The 19,812-nt window shown below is 60.6% G+C and carries 13 protein-coding genes and 3 pseudogenes; 9 read left to right on the forward strand and 7 right to left on the reverse strand.

Annotated elements, in window-relative coordinates; all coding sequences use genetic code 11:
• The 4 genes and pseudogenes from VSR34_RS35730 to VSR34_RS35745 all read left to right on the forward strand — a co-directional run.
• A pseudogene (locus VSR34_RS35730) lies at positions 1-142 on the forward strand (IS5/IS1182 family transposase); the annotation flags it as partial.
• A 30-nt stretch (positions 143-172) separates the two neighbouring features.
• Positions 173-562, forward strand: coding sequence for a carboxymuconolactone decarboxylase family protein (locus VSR34_RS35735; protein WP_342964917.1), 390 nt, complete (start codon positions 173-175; stop codon positions 560-562).
• Between the two features lie 714 nt (positions 563-1,276).
• Positions 1,277-2,221 (forward strand): HTH-type transcriptional regulator ArgP, encoded by a 945-nt coding sequence (locus VSR34_RS35740; protein ID WP_342964918.1) that lies wholly within the window; start codon positions 1,277-1,279, stop codon positions 2,219-2,221.
• Positions 2,222-2,938: 717 nt separating this feature from the next.
• Entirely contained in the window at positions 2,939-3,163 is a 225-nt protein-coding gene (locus VSR34_RS35745) for a hypothetical protein (RefSeq protein ID WP_342964919.1), read from the forward strand.
• Positions 3,164-3,325: 162 nt separating this feature from the next.
• Here VSR34_RS35745 and VSR34_RS35750 read toward each other — a convergent pair whose 3' ends face one another.
• From VSR34_RS35750 to VSR34_RS35775, 6 genes are all read right to left on the reverse strand, one after another.
• The gene (locus VSR34_RS35750; protein WP_342964920.1) at positions 3,326-4,552 is read right to left on the reverse strand and encodes a sodium:solute symporter; all 1,227 of its coding nucleotides are present in this window, start codon (positions 4,550-4,552) and stop codon (positions 3,326-3,328) included.
• On the reverse strand, positions 4,539-5,021 hold the full coding sequence (locus VSR34_RS35755) for a fatty acid desaturase (protein WP_342964921.1): 483 nt from the start codon (positions 5,019-5,021) through the stop codon (positions 4,539-4,541). Before VSR34_RS35755 ends, VSR34_RS35750 begins: the two co-directional genes overlap by 14 nt.
• 123 nt (positions 5,022-5,144) lie before the next feature.
• Entirely contained in the window at positions 5,145-5,513 is a 369-nt protein-coding gene (locus VSR34_RS35760; protein WP_342964922.1) for a calcium-binding protein, read from the reverse strand.
• Between the two features lie 80 nt (positions 5,514-5,593).
• Complete coding sequence (locus VSR34_RS35765; RefSeq protein ID WP_342964923.1) at positions 5,594-6,271, reverse strand: DUF6880 family protein; 678 nt, start codon at positions 6,269-6,271, stop codon at positions 5,594-5,596.
• Between the two features lie 66 nt (positions 6,272-6,337).
• Positions 6,338-9,694: a DEAD/DEAH box helicase gene (locus VSR34_RS35770; RefSeq protein ID WP_342964924.1), complete on the reverse strand. Its 3,357-nt coding sequence runs from the start codon at positions 9,692-9,694 to the stop codon at positions 6,338-6,340.
• A gap of 76 nt (positions 9,695-9,770) precedes the next feature.
• Positions 9,771-10,949 (reverse strand): tyrosine-type recombinase/integrase, encoded by a 1,179-nt coding sequence (locus VSR34_RS35775; RefSeq protein ID WP_342964925.1) that lies wholly within the window; start codon positions 10,947-10,949, stop codon positions 9,771-9,773.
• A gap of 177 nt (positions 10,950-11,126) precedes the next feature.
• On the opposite strand from VSR34_RS35775, the gene VSR34_RS35780 reads away from it, so the two are divergent.
• The 4 genes and pseudogenes from VSR34_RS35780 to VSR34_RS35795 all read left to right on the forward strand — a co-directional run bounded on the left by VSR34_RS35780 (position 11,127) and on the right by VSR34_RS35795 (position 16,777).
• On the forward strand, positions 11,127-12,071 hold the full coding sequence (locus tag VSR34_RS35780) for a DNA-binding protein (RefSeq protein WP_342964926.1): 945 nt from the start codon (positions 11,127-11,129) through the stop codon (positions 12,069-12,071).
• A 34-nt stretch (positions 12,072-12,105) separates the two neighbouring features.
• Positions 12,106-15,186: pseudogene (locus tag VSR34_RS35785) on the forward strand (Tn3 family transposase).
• Between the two features lie 580 nt (positions 15,187-15,766).
• Positions 15,767-16,033 (forward strand): hypothetical protein, encoded by a 267-nt coding sequence (locus tag VSR34_RS35790; protein WP_342964927.1) that lies wholly within the window; start codon positions 15,767-15,769, stop codon positions 16,031-16,033.
• 43 nt (positions 16,034-16,076) lie between these two features.
• A protein-coding gene (locus tag VSR34_RS35795; protein WP_342964928.1) for an IS6 family transposase occupies positions 16,077-16,777 on the forward strand; the annotation gives its coding sequence in 2 pieces (ribosomal slippage) (positions 16,077-16,377 and positions 16,377-16,777; 702 coding nt in all).
• A 64-nt stretch (positions 16,778-16,841) separates the two neighbouring features.
• Here VSR34_RS35795 and VSR34_RS35800 read toward each other — a convergent pair.
• A pseudogene (locus VSR34_RS35800) lies at positions 16,842-17,003 on the reverse strand (IS6 family transposase); the annotation flags it as partial.
• A 760-nt stretch (positions 17,004-17,763) separates the two neighbouring features.
• On the opposite strand from VSR34_RS35800, the gene VSR34_RS35805 reads away from it, so the two are divergent.
• The gene (locus tag VSR34_RS35805) at positions 17,764-19,605 is read left to right on the forward strand and encodes a DPP IV N-terminal domain-containing protein (protein ID WP_342964929.1); all 1,842 of its coding nucleotides are present in this window, start codon (positions 17,764-17,766) and stop codon (positions 19,603-19,605) included.
• Positions 19,606-19,812: the final 207 nt, after the last annotated feature.

Consider the following 19,812-nt stretch of genomic DNA (forward strand, 5'->3'; position numbering starts at 1 on the left):
AATGTACAAGCGCAGAAACGAAGTTGAGCGCCTGTTTCGCCGCCTCAAAGGCTTCCGCCGCATCTTTTCGCGGTTCGAAAAACTGGACGTGATGTTCCTCGCCTTTATCAATTTCGCGCTCATCGTTCATGGGCTCAGATAGTGTGAACACGCCCTAGTGAATCACGAAACGATGAGCGATGAAATCCAGACGTCGGGCATCAAGCGCCGCGAGCAAGTAATGGGTGCCGACTTCGTACAGCTGGCCATGAGTTCGGTTGATGAATTCTCGGAGCCGCTGCAGGAATGGCTCAATGAGCATGCGTGGGGCAGCACGTGGTTGCGCGACGGACTCGACCTGCGCACCCGCAGCCTGTGTACCTGCGCGATGCTTGCTGCTCTCGGCAGGGGTAACGAGCTTAAGGGACATATCCGCGGCGCCATTAACAATGGCGCAACCATCGTCGAAATCCGGGAGGTTTTACTCCACAGCGCGATATATGATGGGGCACCAGCTGCCGTCGAAGCGTTCCGGAACGCTCGCGAGGTGATCGACGGGCTAGGACTGAATGTTCGGGCATAGCACACACCAGATCGGGACACGAGGCGCTCAATTGGCAGGTCGGGTAACCAGTATATTGCGTAGAGCGTATCCGATTGCGAATGGCAACTTCGGTGCCTTTACTGACACCTGCGGTATCCAATCCGCACGCTCAGAAAAAGGTCTTGATGGAGCTATCGATCTTGTGTTGCTACGAGCGAGAAACGACTGTCGATCTTCAGGATCGCAGTACCGTCACCCTCGAAAGTGACGGAGGAAATCTATGGCGATTTCGGGAACGTCGTTGAGGTGTATTGTCCAGGAATGGTTCACCCGACCCGAGGAGAGGGTTTTGAGTCAGCCATTACGGAATGGTACGGCACGGGACGGTATGTTTGCGTCGTCGCAGACAACGGGAGCAGCTCGAAGGCGATGTTCTTTTTTCGACACAGGGACGGTTGGTGCGTATTTCCACCTAGTCGAGAGCGCCTGACCATGCACGGCGAAGTCTCGGCTATGGACACTAGCGGTGCAGGATTGTAGCTTGCCAAAGGCGCAGTCAAGCAGACGAACCGAAGCCAACTTATGGACTGTTCTCCTCGCCGGAGAGATGACGGATACCAATTTTTATTATCAGTCATGCAGAGGGCTATAGAACCGGACTTGACGGTCAGGTGACTTGAAAAATGGGAACATCAACACCGCGCCGCATAATGACTTGTTGGCGTTGATGTTCCCGCGTCAGATGCGCTTTCGATGAGCGTGGAGAAGGTTAAAGTGAGCGGGATGTTGAACATGCTGGAACTGGAAACATTTGCCGCGGTAGTCGAGCATCGCAGTTTCACGCACGCGGCGGTGGCGCTGAACATCTCCTCTGCCGCGGTGACACGGCGGGTCAAGCGGCTCGAACAGTCGATCGGGGCGCTGCTCCTGCTGCGCGAACCGGCCGTGCTGCCGACGAAGGCGGGCGAAGAGGTGTTTCGTCATTTCATGACAGTCCGGCTGCACGAGGACGAGCTGCTCCGGCGTGTCATGCCGGGGCGAGCCGCGACAACGGCGCTGGCGCTTGCCGTCAATGCTGATTCCCTTGCCACCTGGTTCGAGCCGGTGACGCGCGAGCTGGCGCAACACCATGTCTCGCTCGAGATCGTCGTCGACGATCAGGACCACACGCTCGAGGCGCTCGCGCGCGGCGACGTCAAGGGGTTTCTGTGCACCCAACCGGAACCGGTTGTCGACCGTTTCGTGGCCGAGTCGATCGGTCAGATGCGCTATCTGTGTGTCGCCACCCCCGGATTCGCTCACACACATTTCGGCGGTGGCCTGACCTTGCCCAGCGCACTGAAGGCGACGGCCATCCTGTTTGACCGGAAGGACGCGCTGCACGATGCGTTTTTCGCGTCGCATTTCGGTGTGACGGTCAGCCGGTACCCGCGACACTATTTTCCTTCGCCGGTGGCGTTGCTCAATGCGATCCTGGACGAGCTCGGCTACGGGCTGGTGCCCGCGCTGCAGGCGGCGCCGCTCATCGACCACGGCAGACTGGTTGCACTCGCACCTGGGCACGATCTGCTGATCGATCTGTACTGGCATCACTGGGAGCAGGAGCCCGAGCCGCTCGCGACGATCAGCGCACTGGTCATGGCGGCCGCGCGGCGAAGCCTGGTTCAGCCGGCCCGGAGGGATGAGGAAACCCGTTGAAGGGTCTTCTGGCGCTACGGTGATGTTTTCGCCGGCCGGCACCACATGCTCAACACGCAGGCATCCTGGGGTTCTGGTCCGAAAGGGCGCATTACAAAGGTACGTTATCACGGTCTGCCATGGCCGGTGGTCGATGGAAGTTCGGCCCCGTCGAGCCGAAGCCGCTGTCGCGCGTCGGGATGATCCCGGGCGCGAACCTTCACAAAGGAGGAGGACGTTTTATGGCGATTTCAGGAATGTCGTTGAGAAGCATGGTCGACGACTGGCTGGCACCCGACCCGAAGCGAGGATTCCGGGTCAGCCATTACGGGCGATCCGGGGCGGGACGTTATGTTTGCGTCGTCGCAGACAATGGGAGCGGATCGAAGGCGATGTTCTTTTTTCGTCACCGGGACGGCAAATGGTGCATTTATCCTCCCGGTCCAGAGCGGCCCGCCATGCACGGTAAAGTCTCGTGCACGGAAGCGAGTGGTGCAAGCGTCCAGGTCGGGAAAAGTAACGGCGGGCCTGTGAAACGGCAATTGGCCTGTGGCTGTTCCCATCTGCAAGATACCGGTTAAGGCTTTCTGTCACGGTTAGTTCTGCGACGGATGACGCGCTGGTCTTGACCACCGGGCGGCCGGACAAGATGACCATCGACCCGCGCCAATACCGGACGCTGCGTGGCGTTGACGTTCCCGTGTCACACGCGCTCGAAGAAAAGGGGGAAAGCGGACGATGCTGAACAGGCTGGACCATACGCTCGAAGCACTCGCGCGCGGCGACGTCAAGGTCTTTCTGTCCACGCAGCCGGATCCGGTTGTCGATCGCTTCGTGGCCGAGCCGCTCGGGCAGATGCGCTACCAGTGTGTCGCAACACCGAGATTTGCGCGCGAACATTTCGCTGGTGGCCTGACCTTGCCCGGAGCGCTTCGGGCCAACGCCGTCCTGTTTGACCGGTAGGATGCGCTACACGACGCGTTTTTTGCGTCGCATTCATTTCGGTGTGACGGTCGGCCGGTCCCCGCGACACTATTTCCTTCGCCGGTGGCGTTGCTCAATGCGATCCTGGACGGGCAACACGCAGGCGCCCGAGCCGGGCGCGTTCGGGGGGCGGGGCGATTTTTATGACCGGCCACGGTCGAGGCGCGGGGCGAACTGCAATGCGACCGGCACGCAGGCGGAAGCGAACAGCCCCGCCGGAAGCGGGAACCAGGCGGGCAGATGGCCGATACCGGTCCAGTGCATTGCCGACACGAGAAGGGAAACGGTCGTCCCGGACAGCAGCATCGCTGACGCGCAGCGCGGTGCGACCTGTCGACCGCTCTCGTGGAAGAGGAACAGCAGACCGACGGCGGCAACATAGACGACGTTCAGCGAAACGATGGTCGACACAATCGCCTGGCCATCAGTGGCGATTGCGCAACCAATAACGATGATCAGCAGGCGCGACGCGTAGCCGTAGCGACCATCTCTGGCATGCAGGCCCTCAAGTGCCGATGACATTGCGCGCGCGATCGCTGTCCCTGAGCCAAGCGCAGCAAGCAGGATGACGCCGATGCAAACGGGCGCAACTGACCGACCGGTTTGCAGCATGATCCACGGGATCGCGCCCGCGGTGTCCGTCAGGCCGGACAGCCTGCCGGCATGAAGCGCTGCGACGACCGTTGCGGCCGGGAGAAACCCGGTCACCATGAGGAACAGGCTCGCGAGCGCGCAGCCGAGCCATGCATCGCGAGGTCGGCGCGCAGCGATGACGAACTGCTGATAGTCCGATCCTGTGATCACCAGAAACCCGACTGCAGCGATGGTTACCAGCGTCTCGGCGCGTGGCGCGGCGTATGTTTCCTGGAGGAAGGACGGCCACACATGGAGGTACACGGTCAGTCCTTGCGAAGCCGCCAGCGCATGTGCGAGCGCGAGGTTCGAGCACGCGAAGAGCATGGCGGCCATACCGAGCTCAATGGAAGACATCACGAGCACTGCCGCCGCAATCACCGCCAGTGCATGCGTTGCTGGCAGTCCGACGGCGACCAGCACTGCGATACCGCCATGGATCTGCGCGGCCAGCACGCCTGCCATCCAGACGAGTGAGAGCAGCGCCACGAGCTTGCGTACTGTCTGGCCATGGCGCTCGCCCAGCACATCCCAGATGAGTTCGCGTCCCCGCCAGAGCGTCGGCGCCACAACCGCAAGCGCGAGCATGCCCAGTGCGGTGATGATTGCATACAGGCTGCCCGCCATTCCGGAATGGATCGCCATCTCACCGGAACCGAGCAGGAACGCGACGCCATAGCTTGCCGAGACGAGCAGGGCGGCAACGCGCACCGCGCCAAGGTTACGCTGCAACATTTTCGGCTCCTCCCTGGACGTCCCATTCACGCACAACCGCGTCGGGTCCGCGAAAGTATGCACGACACACCCGCGCTGTTCGGGCGAAGGCAGGCAGTTCCAGCAGGTGCTGATGTACGGAAGAAAGTCGGTGGTAGGGAATCGCGGGCATCAGGTGATGCGTCAGATGGTAGCCGTTGTTATGCGGATGGATGACGCAGCGCCACAGGCTCCGGGAAGACACGTCGCGTGTGTATCTGAAGATACCGCCGGGCTGCCGGCCGAAGTGGTCGCAGAGCTCCCGGAACGTGGTGATCACGTGGAAGGCGGTGGCTCTTGCCAGCAGCCAGATGCCGAAGAAAAGTGCCGCCACATGCACGCCCCGTAGCAGCGTCATGGCACCCAGTACGGCGCACCACCATCCTGCGATGGCGAAGCGCTGCATCCATGTAAGCGTCGACAGATGCAGGTGTCCGAACGTCGAGCTCAACCATGCCGCTGGCGCGAACACAACCTTGGCTATTTCTGCCCATCCCCCGAAATATGAAAATCCGCCGCAACCCCTCGCTTGACAAGGCTTTGCGTGGCCTTATCCGGGTGGGCGGCACGGGAATCAGAACGAATAGCCCTGATCGTGCCAGTAATGCCAGTCGGCCACTGCCTCCCGTGTGTTCCGGTCGGCTCCAACGGGAACAAGCTGGGCCAGAGGTACGACAATTTCGCGTTCACCGTGCCGTGCCACGACAAATATCGCGACGCGGCAAAGTTGGTCGTGAGCGAGGGCGATGACGGTGACGTTCTCGCCGCTCTTTAGCGGTGAGGCATCCATCGTCTTGCGCACCCGCGCCTTGAATGGAAACGTGAGCTGATCTTCAAGGTAGCAAAACCAGCCCATCGCGCATTCTTCTTCGGTGTAGGTGTCGACCACGATTTCCATCGTGATCCGATGTTCGCGTCTGGCGTCGACTTTGGATCTGGCCATGATGGGGCAGCGATAATGGGTTAGACATCGACAACGCCTCGCAGCAAGGCTTTCCGGGGGCTCTTTGTCGCAAACCCGGTCTACGTTGCGCAGAGGGAGTCGAGCTCCAGCAAGGCGCGATGCAAATCGCGGCGCTCGCTGTTCAGGCTATTTTTCGATCCGGGCGGTTTGTCCAGCAATCGCTGGAGCGAGTTCTTCAGCTCGGAGCCGTAGGCAGGTGCCCGGGGCTGTGCTGACGCGATAGCCCGAATCAGGGCGCGGTACTCTCCGTAGTTGTTGGTGACAATCGCCGCAACAACTTTCTCGGCGAATATTGCTGGCTGCACATCTGCGTTGACGCTCAGATCGACCAGATCGGAGCACGCCTGATCGAAAATGCAGCTGACTTCCCATCCTTCTTCGGTGGTACGTTCGAATATGGTTCCGGCCAGCGTGAACAACTGCCACATCAGTTCCGGTGCAAGTTTCGGCGCCGCCCGGGAAATATTCGAGGCAATGGCAACGCGCATCGCGTCGAGTTCTTCGGCCGTTTCGTCGACCTCCTCCGCATCGAGAAACGACGTCTGTTCGCCGAATTCGCTGATCCATTGGCCCACGGAGGCTGCAACGTCCTCGCCTCGTTGTGCTGACAGTTCGAATTGCAACCGACGCCGTACGCCCGGATTCGTCATGGCCACCTCTGCAAGCAGCGTCGCCAGGCGTTCCGCCCCGACGGCCGCCAGGGCTTTGGCCTCGATCGGATTTTCTTCTTTCGACATTGCTCCTCCAATGAATGCTGCTGAGGCAACAGGTAGGGGGGAAACGGTGAACAGATCCCGCTTGCGCTACGTTTCAGTGCCAGTCCTTATGCGCGAGCCAGACCTGGGGGCCGACGATCGTGCAGGCACGCCTGGAATGGGTTCGAACAGCGCCTCGAGATCATCGGCTGAGAACTTGACGGCACTGGCAGCATCGTCGGAGAGGATCGCATTGGCCAGTGCAGCCTTCTTTTCCTGGAGGGCGACGATTTTTTCCTCCACGCTCCCGGCAGTGATCAGCTTGTAGACAAACACCGGCTTGTCCTGCCCAAGCCGGTGCGCGCGATCAGTGGCCTGGTTTTCCACGGCCGGATTCCACCACGGGTCGTAGTGAATGACGGTGTCGGCCGCAGTCAGGTTCAGGCCCACGCCCCCTGCCTTCAGGCTGATGAGGAAAAGCGGCACCTTACCCTGCTGGAAGCGGCGGACCGGGGCCGCACGATCGACCGTTTCGCCGGTCAGGACGACGTATGGAATCCTAGCTTTGTCGAGCGCGGAAGCGATGAGATCGAGCATGCTGGTGAATTGCGAGAAGAGCAGGATGCGGCGACCTTCCTCGATGAGTTCGGGCACCATCTCGAGTAGCAGCGCAAGTTTGGCCGATTCTTTCACACGACCGGCCTGCGTGGTCTTGAGCAGTCTCGGATCGCAGCAGACCTGACGCAGCTTGAGCAGCGCGTCGAGCACGATCAGATGGCTGCGCGCCAGACCATTGACGGCGATCGCATCGCGCACCTTCTTCTGCATTGTGGCCCGCACGGTCTCGTACAGGTCGCGCTGTGCACCCTCAAGCTCGACCGTGCGCACGATGGTGGTTTTCGGCGGCAGTTCAGTGGCCACTTCGTCCTTGCGCCGACGCAGCATGAAGGGGCGCAGGCGGCGCGCGAGCAGTTCACGTCGCACCGTATCGCCGCCTTTTTCGATCGGGGTGCGCCAGCGCCGCGTGAAATCGTCACGTGAGCCCAGAAACCCGGGGAGCAGGAAATCGAACTGTGCCCACAGTTCGCCCAGATGATTCTCAAGCGGCGTGCCGCTCAGGCACAGGCGGTGTCTTGCCCGCAGGGCGCGGATGGTGGCGGCCGCCCTGGTCGCCGCGTTCTTGACGTACTGGGCCTCGTCCAGAATCAGCAGGTGGTATTCGTGCTGCACAAGTACGTCCTCGTCACGCCAGGCGAGTGCATAGGTCGTGAGCACGAGATCATGCTCCGCGATCTCCTCGAAACGCGCGTGGCGTTGCGCGCCATGCAGGTTCAGCACGCGCAGCGCGGGCGCGAAGCGTTGCGCCTCGTCACACCAGTTGTGTACGAGCGTGGTGGGCACGACAATCAGCGCGGGGTGTCCGAGCCGGCCGGCCTCCTTTTCGGCGAGAATGTGCGCGAGCGTCTGCACCGTCTTGCCCAGGCCCATGTCGTCGGCCAGCACGCCGGAGAGGTTGTGTTCGCGCAGGAACTGCATCCAGGCGAGCCCCTGGCGCTGATAGCCTCGCAGCTCGACCTGCAGTCCCTGCGGCACGGACACCTCGGTGACGCCGGGTCCGGCCACCAGGCTCTGCGCGAGCTGACGGACCGACTCGTTGCCATGAAACTGCCAGCGGCCGGTATCGTCGAGCGCCGCCAGGCGTGCGGCATCCCACCCGGGAATCTGCATGCCGCTGCCGACGTGCTCGAGCAGATCGACCAGGACCCGTACGACCGGTTTCAGGCGTCCGGCCGGCAGACGCAGCCGCTCGTTGCGCTCCGTTCTCAGCTCCACCGCTTCATCGTCGGCAATGCTCTCAAGCTGCCCCGAGAGCCAGCGCCCGTCCCGCGCAAAAAGGCTGGCCAGCAGAGGCTCGAGGCGGACCATCTCGCCGTTGACCGTAATGCCCATCTCGACGTCGAACCAGCCTTCGTCGGTCTGCCGCAGGCTGCCTTCGATCGCGTCGATCTCGATTACGTTGTGGCGGAATTCCGGCGTCATCTCGATCTGCCAGCCCTTCTCGCGAAGCGCGGGTAGTGCATACGTCATGAAGCCGGACCAGCCGGTCTCCTGGGCGGGTTCGAGCATGCCCTGCGGAAACGGTCTCGGGCCATGGGCCTGGCTGGGTGGAATGGCACGCAGGCCGACGCGCTGCAACTCTGTCAGCCGGCGCTTCTCACCGACGGCATCGCGCTGGATCTGCATGACCTCACCGTTCGCACCGAGACGGATGAGCGCCGTCTCGCCCCTGGCTGGAATGCGTTCGCCGTCGTAGTCAAAGCTCACGGTCGCGAAATCGAGCGCATCCTGTGCCTTTGTCGACGACCAGCTCATGTTCCAGGTTGGCAACGTATCGAGCACGAGCACCGGGACCGGCGCGCAGCCGATCATGCGCACGCGCGACTGGTCATGCGCGGGCGGCAGCGGCAGGCCGGGGGCCACTTCGCGCAGCACGTTACCCACAAGCGGCGCCTCGTCGAGGGTGATGGCGGGCATCGAGAGCACGTCAGCGATATTCCGGGCGGGCCCGGCCAGCTCGACGGGCCCGGCAACGCCCGCCTCGGCATCCAGATACCAGCAGGGCTGCGTGGTCGTGATGAGCGCGGGGGCGGCTGGCTCGGTTTGCAGCACGGGACGCACCCGCATGTCGGGCAGCTTCTGCCAGGCAAGGTGCCCCGGGCGGGCCGGACCGCCCTGCAGCGGGCAGGGTTCTGCGTAATCCGTGCTGCCGGCCGCGGGGAAAGCAAAGACGCGGCCGGTGGCAACGAGTTTTTCGAGCAGGGCTGCGCCCGTGGTGCCCTGCAGGGAGAACTGGCCGCCAAAGGAGTCACGCGAGCGCCCAAGCCACAGGCCGCGCAGGATCGGCAGATCGTCTTCACTCACGAATTTCGGTGGCTTGACGAGCGCTTTCTCAATGTTGTACCACGTGTCATCGAGCGAGCGGATCGTGCCGTCGGTGCTCACGCGTGACTTGTAGATCACGATCTGCGGATAGCCCTCGTACGCGCCGGTGATCACGTAGGCAAGCGCATGCGAGGCACGGGGGCTCGCCCGCTTGCCAGCGGCCGATGTGTCCAGATTCCGGGTCCGGAAACCTTCGAGCCAGCTCACCAGTTCGGGGCGCACTCCCGTGATGGCCTGCCGGGGAACATGGGTGAGGCCCGCGAACAGGAGCGCGGCGACGTGCTTGCAGTGGCCGCCGACCGGGCAGGAGCATTCGCTCTCGATCCACAGGTCGTCGTCGGGGTCGTTGAACCAGACCCGCACGTTGTAGGGCCGCGAGCGGGTGCCCTGTACCTTGCCGACAAGGATATCGTCACCCTGCCACTGTAAATCCGAGACAGCCTGCCCATAGTCGCGCGACTTCGCGACCGTGTAGGCGTCCAGCCATGCGGCGATCTGTTTCCGGTCGTACTGGATGGCCATCGGCGGGAGATCCTGATCAGTCGTACTTCGAGGCGCTTGCAGGCCCGCCTGGGTGCAGGCTGAAGCGCTGCGTATTTTACGCGGGCACGTCATCCGGTTGGGCGGCGGAATTTGTTGGGATGTGCGCATCCGTGGTCTGCGCGTGCCGGCGGTCGTCTTCCGCGTGCAGGTAAAGCCCCGTTGTCTCGATCGAGGCGTGCCGCAGGTTTCTCTGGATAAAGCGGATGTCGGTGCCGGCGTCAGCCTGGTGCGAGGCTGCCGAGTGACGCAGCCAGTGCGTGGAGGCGCGTCGCAAGGTTGCCGCGCCGACCGGGTCGGTCGCAGCGAGCGCGTCGGCCGCGCGCAGGAATACTTCCTTCGCGATCAGGTAGATTGCGGTCGGCGTCAGATGCCGCCCGGGGTCACCGGCGATGCTCATCACCGCCGGGGAGATCTCATCGGGCGCGGGCGCCGGCGACAGGCCGCAGAAGGTGCGGTAGCGGGCGAACTCGGTCATCAACGCGTCGCTCACGGGCACCTCTCCCTCGGTGCCGCCCTTGCCGACCACATGCAACCACCAGCGCCCGCGCCGCTGGAAGAAGTCGGCTGCCTTCGCGTGAGCGGCCTCGCTCGCGCGCAGGGCCGTGTGATACAGCAGCCGCACCAGCCAGCGGCTGCGCTCGTAGTGCTGGCATTCGCGCGGCGTGTCGCGGGGCCAGCGCTCCATCGAGTCGAGCACGCTCTGCCAGAGCGCGTGATCGAGGTAGCGCTCGATGCGGCGCGTGCGTGCAACGGACGTTGGGCGCGAGCGGCGCAGCGCCAGCGGGTTGCCGGCGAGATAGCCGGCGGCGACCAGGTAATTGAGCAGGCCGCAGAGGATGCCGAGGGCCTGCCGCTGGCTGCGCTCCGAGAGCGGTCCGTCAAACAGGCGCCGGGTGCCCCCGCGGCGTGGCAGCGTCGGATCGGCCCAGTCTGCGGCGGGATCGGCCAGAAACCGTTCATAGACCAGGAAATCCTCACGCGTGAGGCTCGAGAGCGGCTTGCCAAGGGTCCGGGTGGCCCACACGAGCAGGCGCACGGCTTCCTTGCGATAGCTGCGCAGCGTGTGCGGCGAGCCCGCGTATTCCGCGAGCCACAGGCGCACGGCCTCAACATCCGTGTCGGCGGCGATCTGCCGGCGGGTCCCGTGTGCCCGGTTGGTGCCGTCACGGCCGTCGAGGACGGCAGGCAGGGCGAGCGGCAGGATCGCCTCGGGGGCTGTGGCGGGCAGGTTCATGGCTGACGCGTTTTGAAAAGGCGATGCGGGAGCGTACACCGGAAATACTTTCGATTATCGGCCTTATCATAAATTTCAAGCGCTAATCGTTATATATATAACGAAATACACGGATATACAGCTATACTCGGCCACGAAACCCGACTCCCCCGACCACTTTCACGCCAATACCCGCCTATGAGCCGTATCAGCGATACCCGCCTTCGCACCCGCGAAGCGGCTGCACGCCTCGTCGCCGCCGGCCGGCGCCCGCATGAGCTCACCGTCGACCTCATCTATGCCGAGATCCGTCAGGGCAGCCGCACCACGATCAACGACGAGCTGAAACTCTGGAAGGACGAGCAGGCCCGCAATGACGCGTTGGCCGCAGCGTTGCCCGCGTCCGTGGCCGACGCGATGCGCTCGCTCTGGGCGCTCGCTGTCGAACATGGCGAGCAGGTGTTCGCCGCGCGCGGCGAGGAACTCGAGCGTGAAGCCGTGGAGTCCACCGCCCGCGCCGAATCGCTGGGCACGACCCTGGCGGCGCTCGAAGCACAGGTACAAACGCTGCGTACGCAACTCGAGGAGCGCGAGACGCGGCTCGCGGCGGCGGCCGCCGGGCTTGCCCGGTCCCAGGCCGAACGCGAGGCAGCACTCCAGACAGCGCAGGCTGTCGCAGTCGAGCGCGACGCCGAGCGCGTGCAGTCCGGCGAGGCGCTGCGCACGGCGCAGGACACGCACGCGCGCGAGCTCGAGGCCCAGCGCGCGGAGCACGCCGGGCGTGAGGCCGCCTTGCGGGCACAGATCGATCAGGCGGCCTCGCGGCTCGAAAGCGTGCAGAAGCACGTCCTGCTGCAAGCCGAAGAGGCACGCGGCGCACAGCGGCGCGCGGAGACCGCGCTCGACAGGGTGCAACAGCGTAACGAGCAGCTCGTCGGCGACGTCCAGCGGCTTGCGGCCGAAGCGGCCGAGCAGCGGCGCCTGGCCGATCGCCACGAAAAGCAGCTCGCGAGCGTCATCGATGAGGCACGCGAGTTACGGCGCGATCGCGACACGCTCGCCCAGCAGGTCGCTTCGCTGCAAGGGCAGCTCAAGGCCCGCCCCCAGCCGGCGGGCGCACGGCAAGGCAAGGCGAGACCCTGATCCTCCCGGCGCGCGTTCAGGAACAAAAAAACTCATGACCGCCTCGCACCGCCTCTCGATCCTTACCCGCGCCGAAATCGATGAACTGTATGCGTTGCCGCGCTTTACCGACGAAGACCGGCATACCTACTTCGAACTCGGCAACGCCGAGCAGCAGCTCGTGCGCGCGCGCACGCTCCCGGTCGCGCTCCATCTCGTCCTGCAGCTCGGGTACTTCAAGGCCAGATTCCAGTTCTTCAACTACGACGTGCCGGACGTCGCAGAGGATATGCGCTACATCCTCGCGCAGCATTTCCCTGACGCGGACCGGATCACTGTGGCAATACCATCGGCGCCGACGCGCCGCGCGTTACAGCAAGGCATCCTCGATCTGTTCGGCTTCAGGATGTGCGAGGGCACCGCGAAGGCCGATCTTGAAAAGCGGGCGCGGCGCCTCGCGAGGCTTTCGACGCAGCCCGGTTTCATCCTGCGCGAATGCCTGCAGTATCTGAAGCACGAACGCCTCGTCGCACCGGCCTACTCGTATCTGCAGGACATGACCGGCCGGGTGGTCGCCGCGGAGCGCCAGCGCGTCTCGGCGCTGCTCGAGCACGCCCTCACAAAATCCATCGCGCAGCAGCTCGACGCGATGCTTGAGGCCGACGACTCGATGTATCAGGTCACGCTTCTGAAGCATGAACCGAAGGACTTCAGCTACCGGGAACTGAAACAGGAATCCGGACGTCGAACCTTCTTCGCACCGCTCTACGTCTTCGCGAGTCGATTTCTCGACACTGCCGGGATCTCTGCAGACAGCATCCGCTACTGCGCTTCGCTCGTCACGTTCTACACGGTCTACAAGCTGCGCCGCATGAATTCCGGCGTCGCGCGTCTGTACCTGCTGTGCTTCGCTTTCCACCGTTTCCGTCAGGTCAACGACCGCCTGATCGAGGCCTTCATCCGTCTCGTCAACGACTACGAGCAGACTGCCAGGCAGGCGGCCAGCGAGGCAGCGCAAAACGCGCTCACCGAAGCAGGCACCCACCTGAAAGCCGCAGGCGAAGTCCTCCATCTGTTTGTCGACGAGTCGATCCCGTACTACACGCCCTTCGCCAGTGTGCGCACGAGCGCTTTCGCTATGCTCGCTCCCGAACTCATCGAGACCGTCTCGCAATACATGCGCAACATCACCTTCGACAGGGCAGGCTTCGAGTGGTCGCACTATACGGCGCTCTCACATGCGATCAAACGCAATCTGCGGCATCTGTTTGCCGGGCTGACCGTAGCCGGCCGCGTCGAAGACACACCACTGCTCGACGCGGTCGCCTTCCTGCAGGCGTGTCTGCGAAGCGGTACGCCGCTTCGGCAGCGCGACCCGTCGTCCTTTCCGACAGCGTTCATACCGAAAGCGCTCAAGTCTCATCTCTACCGCCCCGGACCCGGCAAGGCCAGGCAACTCGACATCGACCGCTACGAATTTCTCGTCTACCGGCTGGTACGCAACGCCCTTGAAGCAGGCGACGTCTTCTGCCACGACAGTAACGAGTTTCGTCGCCTCGAAGACGACCTGATAAGCGATGCGCGCTGGCAGCACAAGGACGCCATTCTCGGAGAGCTCAACCTGCCGGTCCTGTTCGCGCCCGTCGAGCAGACGCTTGCCGGGCTGCACGATGAAATCGAATGCCTCCTCGAGCGCGTGAACCACCACATCGACGAAGGCGACGATCCCTGCATCAAGGTGCGGCACCGGGGCGGCAAGCCACGCCTGAACCTGGTCTATCCGGAACCCGACGAAAACATCAATCACGCCTTCTACGGCCAGATTCCCAGCATCGACATTGCGCGGCTGCTCTGGTTTGTCGCCAGTCGCACCGGCTTTCTCAAGGCATTCACGCATGTGCTTGACCGGTATGTCAGGCATGAGGCCGATCCACGCGAGCTCCTCGCCTGCATCATCGCGATGGGCACCAACATGGGTCTGCGCAAGATGGCCGAAATCTCGGGGCTGGGCTACGCTTCGCTTGTGAGTTGCTCACGCAACTATCTTCGCGTTGAAACGGTGCACTCGGCCAATGACGCGATCAGCAATGCGACTGCGGGGCTGCCTGCCTTTCACCTCTTCAACATCGGCGACCAGATTCATTCAAGCAGTGATGGCCAGCGCTTCGAGACCCAGTTCGATACCTTCCAGGCTCGCCATTCGCCCAAATACTTCGGCCTCGACAAGGGTATCAGCGCCAACACCGCCGTCGCCAACCACGTGCCGTTCAATCTGACCGTCTTCGGCGCTCACGAACACGAGAGCCATTACGTGTTCGACCTGCTCTACAACAACACCTCCGACATCCGCCCGCAGCTGCATTCCACCGACACGCACGGCACCAATCAGGTGAACTACTGAACCCTGTATGCATTCGGCTATCAGTTCGCGCCGCGCTATCGCGACTTCCACAAGAAACTTGCCGGCCTCGTTGGCCGTCATGCACCGGGTCACTACGGCAAGTGGCTCGTCAAACCCTCGCGCAAATCCAATGACGAACTGATCATCCGTGAATGGTCCGCCGTCCAGCGGATCATGGCCTCGCTCGGGCAGAAGCAGGTTTCGCAGGCCACCATCGTGCGCAAGCTCGCGAGCTACAAGCGCCAGAACCAGACGAAAAAGGCGCTCTGGGAGCTCGACAACCTCTGCCGTACACGCCACATCCTGCAGTTCATCAACGATGTCGGCCTGCGCCAGTCGATACAGAAGGCACTCAACCGGGGCGAAGCGTACCACCGGCTGCGCCGCGCCGTCGCCTTCGTCAATGGCGGCAAGCTTCGCGTGCACACCGAGGCCGAGCAGCAATTGTGGAACGAGTGCGCGCGTCTCATCGCCAACGCCATCATCCATTACAACACCGCGCTGCTCTCGCGGGTTCACGAGCACAAGCGTGCCATGGGTGACGAGGCCGCGATGGCGTTCATCGCCAGCATGTCGCCGGTCGCCTGGCGGCACGTCAACCTCTTCGGCGCCATGGACTTCGGTGCCGCGACCACACCCGTCGATATCGATGCGCTCGCCTCCCGTTACGCCGATCCCGAGTACTGGGCCCGCATGCTGCAGGCGGCAGCCGAAGAGGACGACGCACAAGGCTGATACCCCGCCTTCAGGATGCCCAGGCCGCCATCCCGCAGTCCCTCGAAGCCTTGTCTGGAACGGGTTTGAGAGGGATTTTCAAATTTCGGGGGATGGGCAGAAATAGCCAGTTTTTTTCAGTGCGAGCATTTTGCGTTCTCCGCGTGGGTTGTCGTTTTCTCCACACGGTTCAGTTGGCGCCTCGCTGGCTGTCCGTCCCACCGCGCTTGCATTCAAGATACGACCGAGGACTTAAAGCTAACTTAAGCGAGGAAGGCAGCCTCCCGCCGGGGGCGTAATTCCGCAACCTGTTAGGGAGATGCCAATTTTTTTGATAGAACACCACGAAATAATTAATTGGACAAGTTGATCGATGTCCTCCAAATTTAGACAAACGGAGCTAAGCGTACGCGTGCTCTCCACGCTGCCCTCGCTCTCCACGCTGCCCTCAAGTGTTTGAAGATTAAGACTGACTTGACGGTATTTGACGTCGGTGAAATTGCGTTATCCATATTATTTTCTGTGCAACTTGTGGTTTGATTGATAGTCTATCGATCGCCGGCCTGTGCATGAACCTGAGAGAGCGTCAATGAGTGCAAGATTGGAGCTGACGCCGCAAATGGCGAATTGCGAGAGGAAATTCACCGACGCGGGCGAGGTACGGTGGCTGCCGTACATGATGTACTTCCATCCGGCCAATTACCGTTCCACAGTGGTCAATACGGACTGTAGCGGATTTCGTTACTCTGATCGCGGCGGCATCCGCTATTCGGTTTCTGATCGCGCGGGCATGCACTCGGGCCGCCTGCTTGCTGGCAGCTCGACGGTGTTCGGCATCGGTGCGAGCGCCGAGGATCTGTCGCAATAAGGCGGTCTGCTATGCTGACGGGCTTTAATGCGTGACGTGATCGATGACCGAGAAGCTGAGTCCGGGTGTGGGAAAAGTACTCAAACGCTTGCATTACCCGCTGGACGTGATGTTGCTGTGCGTTCGGTGGTACGTGGCTTATCCGCTGAGCCTGCGCCATCTTGAACAGATGATGGCCGAGCGCGGGATTGCGGTCGATCATTCGACCGTTCATCGTTGGGCACTCAAACTGCTGCCGGTCCTGGAGAAGGTGTTTCGACGACGCAAACGGACGGTCGGCAAGAGCTGGAGGATGGACGAGACCTACATTCGCATCAGGGGTGAGTGGCGGGATCTCTATCGGCTGTCGACAAGGCAGGCAACACCGTTGATTTTCTGCTGCGAGCCCGACGGGACAAGGCTGCGGCCCGGGCCTATTTCGAAAAGGCAATCGACCAGAATGGCGAACCCGAGACCGTGACGATCGACAAGAGCGGATCGAATCTGGCTGCCTTGCGGGCGATCAACGCCCCACGGGAGGTGCCGATCAAGGTCCGCCAGAAAAAGTATCTGAATAACATCATCGAACAGGATCATCGGGCGATCAAGCGCCGAACTCGACCGATGCTTGGGTTCAAAAGCTTTCGTTGTGCCCGCATCCTGTTGGGCGGCATCGAAGTTATGCACATGATCGTCAAGGGACAATTGAACGATGGCGGCGTTGATCAAACTCCCGCACAGCAATTCTATTCGCTGGCTGGATAAGGAATCCATACCATATCGGATTTGGCCGACCTCTCGCTCCTACTGCGACAGAACCCTTGTCGCACCAGCAACGGATTGTTTCGTACGTGACGACGACACCCCGCTCAAGCAACAACTCCTCGATATCGCGCAGGCTCAGGCTGAACCGGAAATACCAGCGAACCGCGCAGCTGATGACGATGGCAGGGAAGCGGTGACCGTGATAAAGCGACTTTCTTTTCTTCATCGCTTCATTCTACCCCCGCTACTGCGTCAACCTGACAGAGCCCTCCGCTGAAGTGTCGTTTCGAACAAAGGCGACACCGTTCCACCGTGCCGCCAGTTTGCCATTCATCTGCTGACTTGCAGTTTCCAAAACCGGCCATTCTACTTCCCGTTATCGCGACAGAACCTCACCGGTCGCCTCGCTAGCGCTCAGCGGACACTGATCATACCCACTCGCATTCACTGATGGCATAAAAATTGCTGCAAGGAGCCGACGACGTAACCTAAACATAGTCAATGCCAAGCATCCATCCAAAAAAACCTCACCATCTTTTTGCTTCTAATTTTCTACTGCACGTTGCTATCGGCTGCTGACAACCAGAGGAACGGAACCATGCCCCCCCTTTGCTCTTACCGCCTCAGACTTTCAGCGGGCTCTCACGGCTCGTAATCAATACTGGGATAAAATTGTCAATTTCGTCGATACCCCCCCTTTCTGGCTTTCGCCCGAGACCCTTGCCTACCGACGGACGACACATGGTGAGCGCCAGTTCATTAAATTCAATATCAAAACTGGGAAGGAGCAACCGGCTTTCGATCATAGCCGCCTTGCCGAAGCATTAAATAAGGCGGCCTCCTCGAATTTCCGAGGCAATTCGCTGCCCTTTGACCGCTTCGAAATCGGACAAGACGGCAACCAGTTGCTGTTCTACATTGATTCCGTTCGGTGGAGTTGTGATCTTTCACGCTACATCTGCACTAGGATCTCTCAGGGCGAAATCTTGTCATTTCATAACGACTTCACGCCAACGGCTGAAATCGATAGTCGAATCACAAGCGATTCACCGGACGGCAAGTGGAAAGCATATATCAAAAACTACAACGTCTTTCTAATGAGTAAGGACGGGTCAGTAAATGTACCGTTAAGTCGGGACGGGACAGAAGCGAACAATTACGTCTTCTCATCCCTAAAGTGGTCCCCTGACTCCAATCACCTCGCAGGTTACCGTGTCGCCCTCGGCCAACCGCGTCAAATCATGCTTACCAATTCCTCCGCAACAAATCATCAAGCCAGGTATGAGCAAATAGCGTATCCCAAAGCGGGAGATATTCTTCCGCGACCGCAACCGGTACTATTCGACATAGTCAACAAGCGCATGGTCAATATCGACAATGCTTTGTTCCCGAATCCTTTTGACCTTTCAGAAATTGATTGGTGGAAGGATGGGAGAGGCTTTACATTCGAGTACAACCAACGCGGCCATCAGCTCTACCGAGTAATCGAAGTGGAGGCAGCCACCGCCCGTACGCGCTCGTTGATCGATGAGGTCAGCTCCACGTTCGTCGATTATACAGATTTAAGAAATGACCAAAGATATGCCGGAAAACACTTTCGTTACAATGTTAATGATGGAGAGGAAATTATCTGGGCATCTGAGCGCGATGGATTTGAACATCTGTACCTCTTTAATGGCCGTACCGGTGTTTTAGAAAACCAAATCACCAAAGGTGACTGGGTTGTCCGCGCGGTGGACCACATCGATCCAGTCAGAAGGGAAATTTGGTTTGAAGCAAGCGGAATGAATGTCGGCGAGGACCCTTACTTCGTTCATGCCTACCGAATTGGCTTCGACGGAAAGGGGCTGACATCACTTACGCCAGAACCGGCCAATCATCATATCGAGTTTTCTCCTGACGGTAGATTCTACGTCGACCTCTGGTCGCGTATCGACCTTCCCCCACGCATGGCGCTTTTCCGGTCTAGAGACAACGCTAATCTGATGCAGATCGAGAGCACCGACATCTCCCAACTCGAATCTAATGGATGGAGAGCGCCAATCAATTTTGTTGCCAAAGGACGCGATGGTAAGACCGATATTTGGGGAATCATTCATCTACCAGATAGATTCGATCCACATCTGAAGTATCCTGTGGTGGAGAATATATATGCCGGTCCGCAAGGCTCTCACGTTCCAAAGTCATTCACAATCGAAACAGAGCCACTTACCAAGTTGGGTTTTATCGTTGTGCAAATCGACGGAATGGGCACTAACAACCGTTCACGCCTTTTCCATGACGTCGCGTGGAAGAATCTGAAAGATGCAGGCCTTCCCGATCGCATTCTGTGGCATAAGGCGGCTGCCTCTCTATATTCCTGGTACGACATCTCGAATTTGGGAATCTTCGGTACATCAGCTGGCGGCCAGAACGCCATTGATGCACTGCTATTCCATTCGGACTTCTATAAGGTTGCGGTAGCCAACAGTGGTTGCTATGACAACCGTATGGACAAGATATGGTGGAACGAACAGTGGATGGGCTGGCCCGTCGGCATTGAATACTCACAGTCCTCCGCCATCGACAATGCCGACAAACTGCGCGGCAAACTTATGCTTGTTGTGGGCGAAATGGACCACAATGTCGATCCGGCCTCCACCTTTGCGCTCGCCGACAGTCTCATTAAGGCGGGAAAGGAATTCGAAATGGTCTATGTGCCTGGTGCTGATCATGGAGCCCCCGGTATCTTCACCGAGCGCAAGCTCATGGATTTCTTCGTTCGCAATATTCTCGGGCAAGATCCGCCTAATTGGAATGCCACATCGACGCATTTTCCGTCGAGTTGATGACCCTTTATACTGATCGCCGTAACATTGAGTTCGTAGGATTTTTGTATAGTCACATTCAATCGTTTACGTTGGGCTCAGTAGTCGGCCCTGAACAATTCGTTTCGCGCGGCGCGGCCATCACGCCGTGAAGACGACAGTGGGCGAGCGGTTGCGCAAAGCGATCAGAATGAGGGCGTAAAAAAGCCGCAGCTTTCTGAGGATCAT

Origin of the sequence: Paraburkholderia sp. JHI2823, assembly GCF_038900695.1 — a bacterium.
Taxonomy (GTDB): Bacteria; Pseudomonadota; Gammaproteobacteria; order Burkholderiales; family Burkholderiaceae; genus Paraburkholderia; species Paraburkholderia mimosarum.